At 66.8% G+C, this 13916-nt stretch carries 12 protein-coding genes and 1 other RNA gene; 5 read left to right on the top strand and 8 right to left on the bottom strand.

Going from position 1 to position 13916, the window contains the following annotated elements; translation table 11 throughout:
* Positions 1 to 17 precede the first annotated feature (17 nt).
* From IPV08_RS01435 to rnpB, 5 genes are all read right to left on the bottom strand, one after another.
* Positions 18 to 1487: a UDP-N-acetylmuramoyl-L-alanyl-D-glutamate--2,6-diaminopimelate ligase gene (locus tag IPV08_RS01435; RefSeq protein WP_207410285.1), complete on the bottom strand. Its 1470-nt coding sequence runs from the start codon at positions 1485 to 1487 to the stop codon at positions 18 to 20.
* Positions 1484 to 3199 carry a penicillin-binding protein 2 gene (locus IPV08_RS01430; protein WP_210348164.1) on the bottom strand — a complete coding sequence of 572 codons (1716 nt, stop codon included), beginning with the start codon at positions 3197 to 3199 and terminating at the stop codon, positions 1484 to 1486. The genes IPV08_RS01435 and IPV08_RS01430 overlap by 4 nt, the downstream gene beginning before the upstream one ends.
* Before the next feature lie 121 nt (positions 3200 to 3320).
* A complete protein-coding gene (locus IPV08_RS01425; protein WP_207410283.1) occupies positions 3321 to 3797 on the bottom strand; it encodes a hypothetical protein in 477 nt (158 codons plus the stop codon).
* The gene (gene rsmH / locus IPV08_RS01420; protein ID WP_207410281.1) at positions 3794 to 4858 is read right to left on the bottom strand and encodes a 16S rRNA (cytosine(1402)-N(4))-methyltransferase RsmH; all 1065 of its coding nucleotides are present in this window, start codon (positions 4856 to 4858) and stop codon (positions 3794 to 3796) included. Before rsmH ends, IPV08_RS01425 begins: the two co-directional genes overlap by 4 nt.
* A 428-nt stretch (positions 4859 to 5286) precedes the next feature.
* Positions 5287 to 5682: RNase P RNA component class A (gene rnpB / locus IPV08_RS01415), an RNA gene on the bottom strand.
* Between the two features lie 168 nt (positions 5683 to 5850).
* Between rnpB and IPV08_RS01410 the strand changes: the two genes are divergently transcribed.
* Positions 5851 to 6027, top strand: coding sequence for a hypothetical protein (locus tag IPV08_RS01410; RefSeq protein WP_200925922.1), 177 nt, complete (start codon positions 5851 to 5853; stop codon positions 6025 to 6027).
* 54 nt (positions 6028 to 6081) lie between these two features.
* On the opposite strand, the gene IPV08_RS01405 is transcribed toward IPV08_RS01410, so the two are convergent.
* A complete protein-coding gene (locus IPV08_RS01405) occupies positions 6082 to 6522 on the bottom strand; it encodes a VOC family protein (protein ID WP_018045183.1) in 441 nt (146 codons plus the stop codon).
* A gap of 169 nt (positions 6523 to 6691) precedes the next feature.
* Here IPV08_RS01405 and pepN point away from each other — a divergent pair, with 169 nt between their 5' ends.
* The 3 genes from pepN (at position 6692) to IPV08_RS01390 (ending at position 12374) form a co-directional block, all read left to right on the top strand.
* Complete coding sequence (pepN, locus tag IPV08_RS01400; protein ID WP_207410279.1) at positions 6692 to 9334, top strand: aminopeptidase N; 2643 nt, start codon at positions 6692 to 6694, stop codon at positions 9332 to 9334.
* A 191-nt stretch (positions 9335 to 9525) separates the two neighbouring features.
* Positions 9526 to 11931: an ATP-binding protein gene (locus tag IPV08_RS01395; protein WP_207410424.1), complete on the top strand. Its 2406-nt coding sequence runs from the start codon at positions 9526 to 9528 to the stop codon at positions 11929 to 11931.
* Positions 11928 to 12374 carry a hypothetical protein gene (locus tag IPV08_RS01390; protein WP_207410277.1) on the top strand — a complete coding sequence of 149 codons (447 nt, stop codon included), beginning with the start codon at positions 11928 to 11930 and terminating at the stop codon, positions 12372 to 12374. The genes IPV08_RS01395 and IPV08_RS01390 overlap by 4 nt, the downstream gene beginning before the upstream one ends.
* A gap of 60 nt (positions 12375 to 12434) precedes the next feature.
* Here the strand turns inward: IPV08_RS01390 and fae are convergent, their stop codons facing one another.
* Entirely contained in the window at positions 12435 to 12974 is a 540-nt protein-coding gene (fae, locus tag IPV08_RS01385) for a formaldehyde-activating enzyme (protein WP_056432453.1), read from the bottom strand.
* 260 nt (positions 12975 to 13234) lie between these two features.
* Here fae and IPV08_RS01380 point away from each other — a divergent pair, with 260 nt between their 5' ends.
* Positions 13235 to 13456: a hypothetical protein gene (locus IPV08_RS01380; protein ID WP_056432071.1), complete on the top strand. Its 222-nt coding sequence runs from the start codon at positions 13235 to 13237 to the stop codon at positions 13454 to 13456.
* Between the two features lie 21 nt (positions 13457 to 13477).
* Here the strand turns inward: IPV08_RS01380 and IPV08_RS01375 are convergent, their stop codons facing one another.
* A complete protein-coding gene (locus tag IPV08_RS01375; protein WP_056432068.1) occupies positions 13478 to 13909 on the bottom strand; it encodes a hypothetical protein in 432 nt (143 codons plus the stop codon).
* Positions 13910 to 13916: the final 7 nt, after the last annotated feature.

Raw genomic sequence — 13916 nt, 5'->3', positions numbered from 1 at the left:
TTCACCCTGACTCGATCTCACGCCCCCACCTCCGCGATCGCTGACCGGACAACTGCGTGATCCGAGAACGGGAGCACCTGTGTGCCCACGATCTGGCCGGTTTCATGACCCTTGCCGGCCACCACCAGCACGTCGCCGGCCCGGAGCCCGCGCACGGCGGTCTGGATCGCCTCGGCCCGGTCGCCGATCTCTATGGCGCCGGGAGAGGCGGCGAGAATGGCGGCGCGGATCGAGGCCGGATCCTCGCTGCGCGGATTGTCGTCGGTGACGATGACGAGGTCGGCTTTCCGCGCCGCGATGGCGCCCATGAGCGGGCGCTTGCCGGTGTCGCGGTCGCCGCCGCAGCCGAATACGCAAGTCAGGCGACCTGTCGCGAAGGGGCGGAGCGCATCGAGCACGCTCTCCAGGGCTTCGGGCTTGTGGGCGTAATCCACGAGGCAGAGGGCGCCGTTGACCTCGCCGATCCGTTCCATGCGGCCGGGCACGCCGGTGAGGTGTTCGAGGGTGGCGAGAATGTCCGCCATGCGGTCGCGGCCGATGGCGGCGCCGACGAGGCCGGCGGCGAGGAGCGCGTTCTCCACCTGGAAGGCGCCCACGAGGGGAAGCGCAACGCGACGGGTCGCGGCCTCACCGTGCAGGCGGATGGTGAGGGCCTGGGAGAACCCCTCGGTGCGGGCATCCAGAAGACGGATCGTCTCGCCTGTCCGGCCGGTGGTCAGGACGTCGTGCCCGGCTTCCCGCGCCACCTCGATGACGCGCTCGGAATAGGGGCCGTCCGCATTGATCACGGCGGGCCTGCCGGCAGGCAGCAACGTCGTGAACAACCGCAACTTGGCCTGGAGATAGTCCTCGATGGTGGCGTGGTAATCGAGGTGGTCGCGCCCGAGATTGGTGAAACCGGCGACGGCGAGCCTCACGCCATCGAGTCGGTGCTGCTCGATCCCGTGCGAAGACGCTTCCATGGCCAGATGCGTGATGCCGTCATCGGCCAGCCGCGCCAGGATCTCGTGCAGCGAGACCGGATCGGGCGTCGTCAGCGAGCCGTATTCGGCCCCCCGATCGGTGACGACCCCTACCGTGCCGAGGCTGGCAGAAGGAAGGAAAAGACGCGACAGGATCTGGCGGACGAAATCGGCCACCGAGCTTTTGCCGCTGGTACCGGTCACGGCGATCACGGTCTCCGGCTGGCGCCCGGAGAAGCGCGCGGCGGCGAGCGCCAGGGCCCGTCGCACGTCGGGAACGGCGATCCAGAGAGCCTCTGCCGGCAGGTCGGCGGGCCGATCGCCCTCCCCCAGGATGGCGACGGCGCCATCCGTGAAGGCCTTGGCGGCGAAGACCTTGCCGTCCACCCGCGTGCCGGGCACCGCCACGAAGACGCCGCCGGGAACGACCCGGCGGCTATCGGCCGTGATGCCAGTCACGATCGCGCTGGAGGCCGGCCCGACATCGAGGTCCGGGAACAGCGAACCGAGATTCATGTCGCTCATCGCGGGTCGAGCATCGTCGCGTGATAGGCGCCGAGCTTCACCATCAGGGGGAATGGCTTCACCGGCGGATCGAATTGCGGCGGCAGACCGATGATCGGGGCGACGCGCTCGATCACCCGGCCGGTCACGACGCCCGAATTCCAGGCGGCGGTGGCGTAGCCGCCGGATTCCGGCAGGCCCTGCGGCTCGTCCATGATGGTGACGAACAGGTATTTCGGGTTGTTCATGGGCGCGGCTGCCATGAAGGTCGTGAACAGGCGGTTCTTGACGTAGCGGCCGTGAATGACCTTCTCCGCCGTGCCGGTCTTGCCGCCGACATAGTAGAGCGGGATCGACGCCTTCTTGGCCGAGCCTTCCACCGCGTTGAGGCGCATGATGAAGCGCATCGCCTCGCTGGTCTCGGGCTTGAGCACGCGGGTCGCCTTCTTTAGCGCCTCGGCTTCCGTCGTCTTAAGGAAGGTCGGCACGATCAGGTTACCGCCGTTCGTGATCGCGCCCACCGCCGCCGCCGCCTGGAGCGGCGCGACCGCGAGGCCGTGACCGAACGCGATGGTGATGGTGTTGATCTCGGTCCAGCGCGAGGGAACGATGGGCTCGGCGCTTTCGGGCAACTCCGTCCGCATCCGGTCGGTGAGGCCCATCTTCTTCAGGAAGGCCCTGTGACCTGGCACGCCGATGCCGAGCGCCATCTTGGCCGAGCCGATGTTGGAGGAGTGCGTGAACACCTCCGGCATGGTGATGGTGCGGTTGGTACCGTGATATTCGTGGATCTTCTGCCGGCCCCAGGTCAGCACGCCGCCGCGCGTATCGAAGGTCGAGTTGACGTTGTACTTGCCGGAATCGAGCGCCATGGCGAGGGTCATCGCCTTGAAGGTCGAGCCCATCTCGTAGACGCCGACATTCATCCGGTTGATCCGGTCGGGATTGTTGGCCTCGGCCGGGTTGTTCGGGTCGAAATCCGGCAGGGAGGCGAGTGCAATCACCTCGCCGGTGGTCACGTCGAGGATCAGGCCTGCCGCGGCCTTGGCCTTGAAGTGATCGACGCCCCAGGCCAGCTCGTCGCGCAGGGCGAACTGGGCCCGCAGGTCGATGGAGAGCTGAACCGGCCGCAGGTCGGTGGCCTTAGCGACGAAGCCGAGGCTGTTCAGGTCCTTCAGGCCGGTATTGTCGATGTACTTCTCGATACCGGCGATGCCGATATTGTCGAGGTTGGTCACACCCAGGATATGGGCCGCCGCCGTACCGTTCGGGTAGACGCGCTTGTGGTCGGGCAGGAAGCCGACGCCGGGAATGCCGAGGCGATGCACTTCGAGCTGCTGCTTCGGGGTGATCTCGCGCTTGACCCAGACGAAGCCCTTCTTCGTCGAGAGCTTGGCACGCAGATCGGTGGCGTTGAGCTCGGGTAGGACGGCAGTGAGAAGCTCGACCGCCTCGTCCTTATCGTAGATGTTCTTCGGCTCGGCGAAGACCGACACGGTGCGGATGTCTGTGGCCAGGATCTCACCGTTGCGGTCGACAATGTCGGGGCGGATCGCCGTGGTGGCCGCGGCGGCGACGCGGTTGTCTCCGTTATCGGCCTGAGGGAAGGCCGCCATCGCCACCAATCGGCCGGCGATGGTCAGGAACACCAGCGCGAAACCGAGGCCGACGAGGCCGACGCGAGCATAGGACCGCTCGATAGCGAGGTGGAACATCGCCCGCACCAAGCCCATCGGCGTCCAAGGCGGGCGCGTGGCGGCCACGGGCTGCGGAGCGCCTTCCTGCGGAAGAGCATCACCGGCCTCGTCGGCGGCGTGGAGCGTGTGATCGTGAACGGTCTCGTCTGACACGGGACTACCTCGAAACCGTATTGGGCGTTCTGGTGGTTTGGACGGTGGTCGTCTTGATCGTCGACGCGGTCACAGTCGGCTTGGTGGTGGTCGTACGCGTGGTGATCGACCCGGTCGTCCTCGGCTCATCGGCAGTCTTCGCCGAAGATTTTTCCTTGGGCGTTGCGGTGGCGGCCAGCAGGCGACCGATCTCGTCACCGCGGTCGGGGCGCATCGGCAGGTCGGAGAGACGGCCGAGATGATTCACGCCGATGGGCTCCAGGGCAAGATGACGCTCGACGGCGGCCTGAAGGCGGTCTGGCCGGGTCAGGAGCTGCCACTCGGCCCGGAGCACCGCGATAGCCTGCCGCTCTTTGTGGAGCTGGCTTTTGGCCTTCGAGACCTGACCGGCCTGGTACAGCGTGTCGTACTTGATCGAGTAGGCGTAAATCGCCGAGCCGATCAGTCCGAGAATGGCGACGACGTTCAGCAGACGGATCACCGACGCACTCCACCGCTCTTCGAGACGAGGTGACCGCGCTGGGCGGGAAGAGCCGCCAGCGCTTCGATGGCCGCCAGCGGCGGCGCGGCCGGCGCCATGGTCCGCTCCGCTGCCCGGAGCTTGGCCGAGCGCGAGCGGGGATTGGCATGAACCTCGGAGTCGGAGGCCGTCACCGGGCCCTTCGTCACCATGGTGAAGCTGCGCGGGGTCGGCGCATCGGCGCTTGGCAGATGACGGGAGGCCTGGGCCGCTCGACCGCTGCGCGCGGAGAAGAACTGTTTGACGATACGGTCTTCCAGGGAATGGAAGGTGACCACGGCGAGGCGTCCGCCCGGCCGGAGGATTCGCTCGGCGGCATGGAGCGCCTGGACGAGTTCGCCCAATTCGTCGTTCACGGCGATGCGCAGCCCCTGGAACGTCCGGGTGGCCGGATGGATTCCGCTGGCGGGATCCGCCCAGACCACGCTCGACACGATCTCGGCGAGCGCCGCCGTGGTCTCGATCGGGCCTTTCCGCCTGGCCTCGATGATGGCGCGGGCCACCGCCCGCGAGCGGCGCTCCTCGCCGTAATGGTAGATGATGTCGGCCAGCGTCGCCTCCTCGGCGCCATTGACGAGGTCGGCGGCGCTCTGGCCGGCGCGCTCCATGCGCATGTCCAAGGGCCCATCGTTGCGGAACGAGAAGCCGCGGTCGGCCTGGTCGATCTGCATCGAGGAGACGCCGATATCGAGGACGACGGCGTCGGCAGATTCGATGCCTTGCTCCCGGACAAGCGTATCCAGCGTGCCGAACCGGCCCGGCACGAGGGTCAAACGCCCTTTGGAAGCTGCGACGAGGCCGGCGCCACTTGCGATGGCAGTGGGATCGCGGTCGATCGCGAGCACGCGGATCCCTGGATCGGCTTGCAGCATCGCGCGGGTGTAGCCGCCTGCACCGAAGGTTCCGTCGACAACAAGGGATGTGCCCGGAAGTGCGAGCGATGCCACGACTTCGGCGATTAGGACGGGAATATGCGGCGCAGCGGAAACCGCGCCGGCGGCGGCGGCATGAGGGAGCGTCATGCCGAAACCCGACCAGCGGGTCGGAACGGAACCGATCGCGGAGACCCGCACCGGGCTGGAACGAGTCGGGGACGCCAGGCGGCGGCGGAAGATGGGATGTGACGCATGCGTCCCTGCGGCGGGCATCGACCGCTTCGAGGCGGCCGGAGGAGACGGAACGGCAAAGAAAGAGGAGACGTCGCGGACGCGGCCCGCACTTCGCCCCCGGCGAGCGCGCAGCGCGTCCGCCGTTCCCAAAATCGCCGCTGACGAAGTGATTCCGGGTAACATGAGCCTCTGAGCACCGTCAACGCGCGGACTCGCATGTGAGCCGCCGAGTCCGATCAGACCTCAGCAAGGTTAACCGACGGTAAGTTTCGTCGGTTTTATGCAGCGTATTCGTTGGGTGTGAGAGAGCTCGCCAAGCGCTGGCCGATGCCGGCGGAAAGAGGATCAGCCGGCCTTTAAGCCGGGTTCTGTAGGGCCCGGAAGCGAACTTCCGGACGTGGCGGCCATTCCTCTGGGACGTTCGTTACCGAACGCCTCGAGCAACCAACCCGGGCGACGAGCCTGGAGAGAGGGCCTGCCCCATCCCTTTCGGGAGAAGGCGTGTCGCCCCTATTCGGTTTTGCTCCCGGTGGGGTTTGCCGTGCCGTCTGCGTTGCCGCGTCCGCGGTGCGCTCTTACCGCACCCTTTCACCCTTACCCTGCATGAAGCAGGGCGGTCTGCTCTCTGTGGCACTGTCCCTGGGGTCGCCCCCGCCGGACGTTATCCGGCACCGTCTCTCCATGGAGCCCGGACTTTCCTCCCCGGTTCGCACCGGAGCGGCCGCCCGGCCGACTGATCCGGCGCGGATGTGCGCCGCCATCGCGCCCGAGGTCAAGGAGCCGGATGCCCATCCGGGCGCCATGGCGGGATTTTGTTCGGCGGCTTGCTCGACGATCCACGCGGCCCTAGCTCATCGAATAGGGCCACGCCCATCGCGGCGGCCCGCCCACGTGAGGAGGTGACCATGGCAACGAGCGATTCGGCCTGGACGCTCGAAAACGTATCCGAACTCCGGACGCTGGCGCGCGAGCGCGTGCCGGTCTCCATCATCAGCCTGAAGCTCAAGCGGCCGATCGAAGCCGTCTCGGCCAAGCTCGCCGAACTCGGCATCACACCGGCCAGCGAAGCGGGCGGCGCATAGATCTAAAACCGAGATCGCGGGGCGCGCGATGACGCGCCCCGCGATCTCGCCGTCCTACCAGGAGCCGGTATTCTCCATGGAGGCCCACGGCTCCTGCGGCGCCTTGGCCTCGCCCTTCTGCAGGATCTCGATGGAGATCCCGTCAGGCGACTTCACGAAGGCCATGTAGCCGTCGCGCGGCGGCCGGTTGATGGTCACGCCCTTGTCCTGCAGGCGCGCGCAGAAGGCGTAGATGTCGTCCACCTGATAGGCGAGGTGACCGAAATTGCGCCCGCCGGAATAGGTCTCCGGATCCCAGTTGTAGGTGAGCTCCACCTGGGGCGCCTTCGTCTCCAGGGCCGTGTCGTAATCGCCGGGGGCGGCGAGGAAGACGAGGGTGAAGCGGCCCTTCTCGTTCTCAACCCGGCGGGTTTCGCGCAGGCCGAACGTGTCCACGTAGAAGGCGAGCGCCTTGTCGAGATCCGCCACGCGGACCATCGTGTGCAGGTATTCCATGGGCTGGGTCGTCTCCGGTTGATGCCGCCTATGTGGCCCGGCTATGCCGGGCGTCAACGCCGCGATGCCCCCGACGCTCCCGCCCCCCCTCATACCTTGAGGGTGGAAGCCGAGCGGGCCGACGACGCGGAGCCGTTCTTAGTCCTCGCTCCCGATCAGGACCAACCGCATGCGCACCGAAAGCCCGACCCTGATCCGTCTCGAGGATTACCGGCCGAGCGACCACTTCATCGACACGGTGGCACTCGACGTTCGGCTCCATCCCCGTGAGACGCGGATCGTCGCGACCCTGGCCCTGCGCCCGAACCCGGACGGACGCCCGAACGCGCCCCTGGTGCTGGACGGTGACGATCTCACGCTGACGCGGCTGTCCCTCGACGGCGAAATCCTCGATCCGGTGGCCTATTCCGCCACCGCCTCGGCGCTGACGGTGCATGAGCCGCCGCAAAAGCCCTTCACGCTGGCGATCGAGACGCGGATCGACCCGACCGCCAACACCAAGCTCATGGGCCTCTACCGGTCGAGCGGCGTCTACTGCACCCAGTGCGAGGCCGACGGCTTCCGCCGGATCACCTACTTCCTCGACCGGCCCGACGTGATGTCGGTCTATACGACGCGGATCGAGGCCGATGCCGACGAAGCGCCCGTCCTTCTCGGCAACGGCAACCTGACGGAAGCCGGGCCTGCCGGCCCGGGCCGCCATTATGCGATCTGGCGCGATCCGCACCCGAAGCCCGCCTATCTCTTCGCCCTCGTCGGCGGCCGCCTCGACCGGGTGTCCCGCCCGTTCACCACGATGGATGGCCGCCCCGTTTCCCTCGCCGTCTACGTGGAGCCGGGCAAATCGGACCGGGCCGCCTATGCCCTCGACGCCATCGCCCGCTCGATGACCTGGGACGAGGAGGCGTTCGGCCGCGCCTACGATCTAGACGTCTTCAACGTCGTGGCGGTGTCCGATTTCAACATGGGCGCCATGGAGAACAAGGGCCTCAACATCTTCAACGACAAATACGTCCTCGCCTCCCCCGAGACGGCCACCGATGCCGATTACGCGGCGATCGAGCGGATCATCGCCCACGAGTATTTCCACAATTGGTCGGGCAACCGCGTCACCTGCCGCGACTGGTTCCAGCTCTGCCTGAAGGAGGGCCTCACGGTCTTCCGCGACCAGGAATTCTCGTCCGACATGCGTTCGCGCGCGGTCCATCGCATCGGCGAGGTCAGGACGCTGCGCGCCCGCCAGTTCCCGGAGGATGCCGGGCCGCTGGCCCATCCGGTCCGGCCCCGGGCCTATGCCGAGATCAACAATTTCTACACGGCAACGGTCTACGAAAAAGGTGCCGAGATCGTGCGGATGCTGCGCACGCTGATCGGGCCCCACGTCTTTCGCGCGGGGATGGACCGCTATTTCGCCGAGAACGACGGACGAGCCGCCACGGTGGAGGATTTCCTCGCCGCCTTCGCCGCTGAGACCGGGCACGACCTGTCGGCTTTCGCGAAATGGTACGAGCGTCCGGGAACACCAACGGTCAGCGTCGAAGGAGATTACGATGCTGCCGCGCGGACTTATCGCCTGCGCTTTAGCCAGCGCCTGGCAAACGCCGAAGACAGCCCGCCGCTCGTCATTCCCATCGCCCTTGGCCTCGTCGGCGAGCGCGGCCCGATCGCCGCTTCCTGCGAACGCGTCAGCGAGGGCGTCTTCGTCCTTGACCGGACGTCGGACGAGATCGTCTTCACCGACGTCGCCGAGAGGCCGGTCCCGTCCTTGTTCCGAGGCTTTTCCGCCCCGGTTCGCATCGACATGGCATCGAGCGATGCCGACCGCCTGACGCTCCTCGCTCACGACACCGACGCCTTCAATCGGTGGCAGGCTGCGCAGAACATCGCGCTGCGCCTGATCGTCGAACGCACGAGAGCCAACGCATCGCTCACGGAGGAGACGGACCCCGCCGCGCAAGCCTTCATCGAAGCGCTCGCTACCTTCCTGGACGCCGAGGCCTCAAGCGATCCTGCATTCGCAGCCCTCGTCCTCGGCATCCCGAGCGAAGGCGACGTCGCAGGCGATCTAGGCTCCGATGTCGATCCCGATGCGATCCATCGGGCCCGAAAGATCCTGCGGCGCCAGATCGGACGAGGACTCGGTCCGCGCCTGGAGACCCTTCGCGCCGCCATGGCGGACGGGGCGGACGCGCCATTCGACCCCGGTGCGGTCTCGGCGGGTCGCCGGGCCCTGCGCAACGCCGCCCTGGACCTGATTGCCTCTTCGAACGGGGAGCGAGGCGTCGAGCTCGCCACTGCCGAACTCGCTGACACCACCAACATGACCGACCGACTGGCGGCACTCTCGGTCCTGGCCTCGATCCCGGGAACGGCCAGAGAAACCGCGCTCCACGCCTTCGGCCTCCGTTATGCCGACGAACCACTGGTTCTCGACAAGTGGTTCGCCATCCAGGCGATGATCCCGGAAGACGGCACGATCGAGCGAATCGAGAGGCTGCAGCGGCATCCGGCTTTCGCGATCACCAATCCGAATCGCGTACGCTCACTGATCGGGAGCTTTGCCATGGCGAACCCGACGCAGTTCGCCCGACCCGATGGAGCGGGCTTCAGACTGCTCGCGGACGCGGTTCAGACGACCGATCGAACGAATCCCCAGCTCGCAGCGCGGCTTTTGACCGCGTTCGGTTCGTGGCGAATGTGGGAGCCGGTGCGGCGTAGCCAAGCCAAGGCCACGCTTGGAGAAATTGCCTCCAGGACAGGGCTTTCCCGTGATGTGGCTGATATTCTGGCCCGGACCCTCGGTGATGGTTAACACACTCGAAAATAAGGTTAAATTCGATCCATCGATTCTCTGAATCTGATTGCCACACTGCGCCAGGAGTCAAGCGGACGGCCAAGAATTTCGTGGACAAGTTGGCTGTGGAAATGCTGAATTGAGTACGATTCGGAGCGTGACTCACCGACATGCTCCGAACGACTCACCAGCAGCTGCGGGGGCTTGTCATGCTGGAGGCGGATTCCGCTTCCCTCTCCGCACGTGCGGATACGATTCTCGGTATTCACCGCCCTCAGACTGCGGCTCATACCCGGTTCGTCCGTGCCGAGATCTGGCTCCGCTATGCGGTGCCCGCCTTCCTCGCCACCTTTCTCGTCTGTCTGGCGGCCGGCGCAGCGCTTCAATTGCGCGGCGAGCGCAGTGAGATCCTGCGCGATGCGGTCACGGACATGGAGACCTTCACGCGGCTCGTCACGGCCGCCATGTCGGACGCGGAAGCGACGCCGCCCGCGATCCGGTCGCGTCTGGAGACTCTGCTCCCCGCCTCGCTGATGCCGTCGGGCCGCCAGATCCTGGTGGCCTCGTCCTCTGAAACGCTTCTTGGCGCCCACCCGGCCCTGACGGACCTGAGCGGGACCATCGCGGACCGCCTTGGAGAGATGCAGGCCCTGAGCACGCTGGGCGAACGCGCCGGCGTGATGGCGCTGACCCTCGCCAATGGCGAACAGGCCTTCGCGGCCCTCCGGACGCTTCCCAAAGGTCGCGGCCAGGTTGCGGTGATCCAGCCGATCGCCCCCATTCTCGATGCCTGGGCCACGCGGATGCGGCATCAGGCGGTCCTCTACGCGGCTGCCGCCCTCGTGATCGTCGGGATCGGCATCGCCTACGCGCTACAGACCCAGCGGGCCTATGCGGTCGACAGGCTGTGCGAGCAGATCAAGCAGCGGCTCGACACGGCGCTCGGTCGCGGTCGGTGCGGATTGTGGGACTGGGATATTCCGCGCGGCCGGATCTACTGGTCGGATTCGATGTACGCCCTGCTCGGTTATCGCCGGGAGCGCGAGTTCCTGTCCTTCGGCGACGTCAACGCCCTGGTCCACCCCGATGACGGGGACCTCTACGCCCTGGCCCGCCAGTTGGCTGCGAGCCAGTCCACCGTCGATCACGAATTCCGCATGCGCAGCGCCAATGGCGGCTGGATGTGGCTGCGCACCCGCGCCGAGGTCGTCCCCGATCAGGTCGATGGCGGCCGGCACCTCGTCGGCATCGCACTCGACGTCACCGAGCAGCGCCAGCTCGCCGAGTCCAACGCCACCGCCGACATGCGCCTGCGCGACGCGGTGGAGGCGATCTCGGAAGCCTTCGTCCTGTGGGATACGAGCAACCGCCTCGTCCTGTGCAATTCGAAATTCCGCCACCTCCACGCTCTGAGTCCCGACGATGCGACTCCGGGCAAGCGCTACCATGAGATCATGGGCCGGGGCGTCCTGCCGCCGGTACGCCGCGAACTCCGGGAGATCGAGGTTTCGTCGGCGACCGCCCGCACCTTCGAGGCGGAGCTCACCGACGGCCGCTGGCTCCAGATCAGCGAGCGGCGGACCAAGGACGGCGGCTACGTCTCGGTCGGCACCGACATCACCAACCTCAAGCGCCAGCAGGAGCAGCTCGTCGCCTCCGAGCGCGAACTGATCGAGACGGTCAAGGACCTCAAGCGCTCGCGCCGGACCCTCGAACTGCAGACCCAGCAGCTCGCGGACCTCGCCGAACGCTACCTCGACCAGAAGGCCCAGGCCGAAACCGCCAACCAGGCGAAATCCGAGTTCCTCGCCACCATGAGCCATGAGCTGCGCACGCCGCTCAACGCCATCATGGGCTTCGCGGAGTTGATGGAAAGCGGAGTCTACGGAACGCTGGGATCGCCCCGCTACACGGAATATTGCCGGGATATCCGCTCCAGCGGCGACTACCTGCTCTCGGTCATCGACGACATCCTCAACATGTCGCGCATCGAATCGCACAGCGTCCGCCTCGCGCTTCGGGAAGTCCCCCTCGACACCGCCGTCCAGGGCGCATTGAAGCTGGTGGCCGAGTCGGCCCGGGCGAAATCACTCAGCATCGACGTCGACGTCTCAGACGACCTGACCCTGCTGGCGGATGGCCGCGCGCTGCATCAAATCCTCCTGAACCTCATCCAGAACGCGGTGAAGTTCACGCCGGGTGGAGACGGGCGCATCATCGTCAAGGCGCGCCCGGCCGGCGACCGGGTCCACATCTTCATCGAAGATAACGGGATCGGCATCCCGAAAGCCGCTCTTCGCCGTCTCGGCTCACCGTTTCAGCAGGTGGAGACGAACCTCACCCGGACCCATAAGGGCTCCGGCCTGGGGCTCGCCATCGCCCGCTCCATGGCAGAGCTTCATGGTGGGTCGCTGCGCATCCGGTCCGAGGAGGGTCTCGGCACCATCATCCTGGTCTGCATGCCGATGCCGACGGCGGAACGGCGACGTGATCTCGTTGCCCCCGGTTCCGACGAAACCGTGGATTCCCTGCGCGAGGCGTCGGGCGCGCAACCGCGCGAGGGAGCCGGATCGGGCGGGGCGCAGATGCGGAATCCGACGGCCGTTCCAGCGTGATGCGGCCGGTTTATCTCGCAGCGGCCATCACCCTGTCCGTGGCGGTCCCAGCCCATGCGGATGAGTGCGACGGACTGGCGGCGAGAATCGCTTCCGAGATCGGCGCGAAGGTCGGCAGGCGGCAAGGGCCGAGCATCGATCTCAAGATCCCGAACGGCACGAAGATCGACCTGACCTGCAGGTCCGAGCCCATCGTCCAGGCGGCCTCCGGCGATCCAGCACCCTCGGCGGTCTATTTCCAGGATCTGGCGATTGCCGATGCGGCGGCGACCGGTGAGAACGCCGGTGCGGTTCAAAGCGCCATCGGCAAGGCCTACGAGACGTCGCTCCGCGAGCGGCGCAAGTCGTTCATCCAGCAGAACGGGTGGTCGGCGAGCTGCTACACCGATCCATCGGGCTCGATCCGCACCCTGTGCTCGGTGGGCCGCATCCCGCCGGGCTGACGGAGACGGGATCCAGCGGCGGGTGGAAGGACGCCAGTGCATCCCCCCACCCCCGGTCTCTCAGTACTCGACGATGTCCTCGAGCGCGTAGTGCTTCACCGTCTTGCGGTTGGCGATGAGCTCGTCGATGGTCGGCTCGCCCTTGATGGCGCGGGCGATGGCGAGCTTCGTCGCCTCGTAATTGGTGCGGTAGAGGTCCTTCTGGTCGAGATTGGCGTCCTCGGCGCAGCGCGGGTCGAGCCAGATCATGATGATCATGCACAGGTCGTCGAGTCCGTCCTTCGGCAGGATGCCCTCGATCACGCAATCGACGATGGCGTCGCCCGTGGCGGCCTGAACCACACCGCCCAGGAGGTTGACGTATTCCACGGTGTGGATCGTCGCCTTGGTGGTCATCATCGTCGAGGGGCGCACGAGCTGGTTCAGGTCGCGCACCACGAACATGCGGGTATGTCCCTGGACCTGCCCCATCATGCCGGCGAAGGCCTGGCCCACCGGGCCACGGGTGGAGCCGATCAGCACCTCCGGCATCGCGTCGGTGTACTGGCCATCGGCGGCGAGGACGGTGGCCTCTCCGGTGCGGAACCAGATCTCGGACATGTCGGCGTTTCCTTGTTCCTGGGCATTGGCTGCCGGGCCGGCGATCCGGCCGTTTCGCGGGCGGAGAAACACCGTTCCGCCGTCGCCCGTCAATATTCCTCGGCCGAGAGAGTTTCGCGGGCGGCGCTTCCGCTCTGGCCCTGAGGGCCGCAATCGGTCATTCCATGCGCGGTTCCAGGCATCGCGGGCTCGGAGTTCTTCGCTCGGTCGCGTCCCATCACCCGTCCGATGCCGTGGCGAACCGAACGGGAGACAGGCGCATGAACAGGCAGCAGGAACGGGACTGGAGTCTCGCCGTCGCCGCATTGCCGGACGGTGTGCGGCTCGAACTCGGCCTCGCCGACCTGTCCGGGGCACCCTTCACGGCCATTCTGGCCCTCGACCGGCGGGAGGCCCGCGACCTCGCCCGTGCCCTGCTCGCGGCATCGGGGGATGCGGCGGAACGCACGTTCCCGCGCCCGTCCTCCACGAACGGCGATTAGGGCGCCGGACCGGCGCTTCCCTCAGCGACCGGGAAGTCTCGGCACCTTCAGGCCGCGCTCTTCCGGCGTCGGCTTGCAGATATAGGAGAACTCGGTCTGCAGGTCGGAGAAGACCGCCTCCCCGGTGATCTTGCAATTCTCGCGGGCGGTTTCATCGAGGAAGGTGCGGGCCGCCTCGCGCAGGCGCTTGGCGCGGGTCTCCGCCGGGCCGCCCTGCCCGTCATAGCGCTCGTCGATGCCGCACCCCGTGATCTCCCGCAATCCATCGGAGACGACGAGCATCTTGTTCACGCGGCGCTGGTCGTAGACGGAATACGGGTCCTTGCAGCCGATCGTGACGATCTGGACGCCCACAGCGGCGTAGTTCTTCGACAGATAGGAGAAACCGGTGCAGCCGGAGACTCCCAAAGCGAGCGTGACCGCGACGGCCAGAATTCCGGTGGTCCGGTTCAACGTGGTC

Origin of the sequence: Methylobacterium sp. SD274 (assembly GCF_017355285.1) — a bacterium.
Lineage (GTDB): Bacteria > Pseudomonadota > Alphaproteobacteria > Rhizobiales > Beijerinckiaceae > Methylobacterium.
This window is presented reverse-complemented; position numbering and strand designations above follow the sequence as displayed.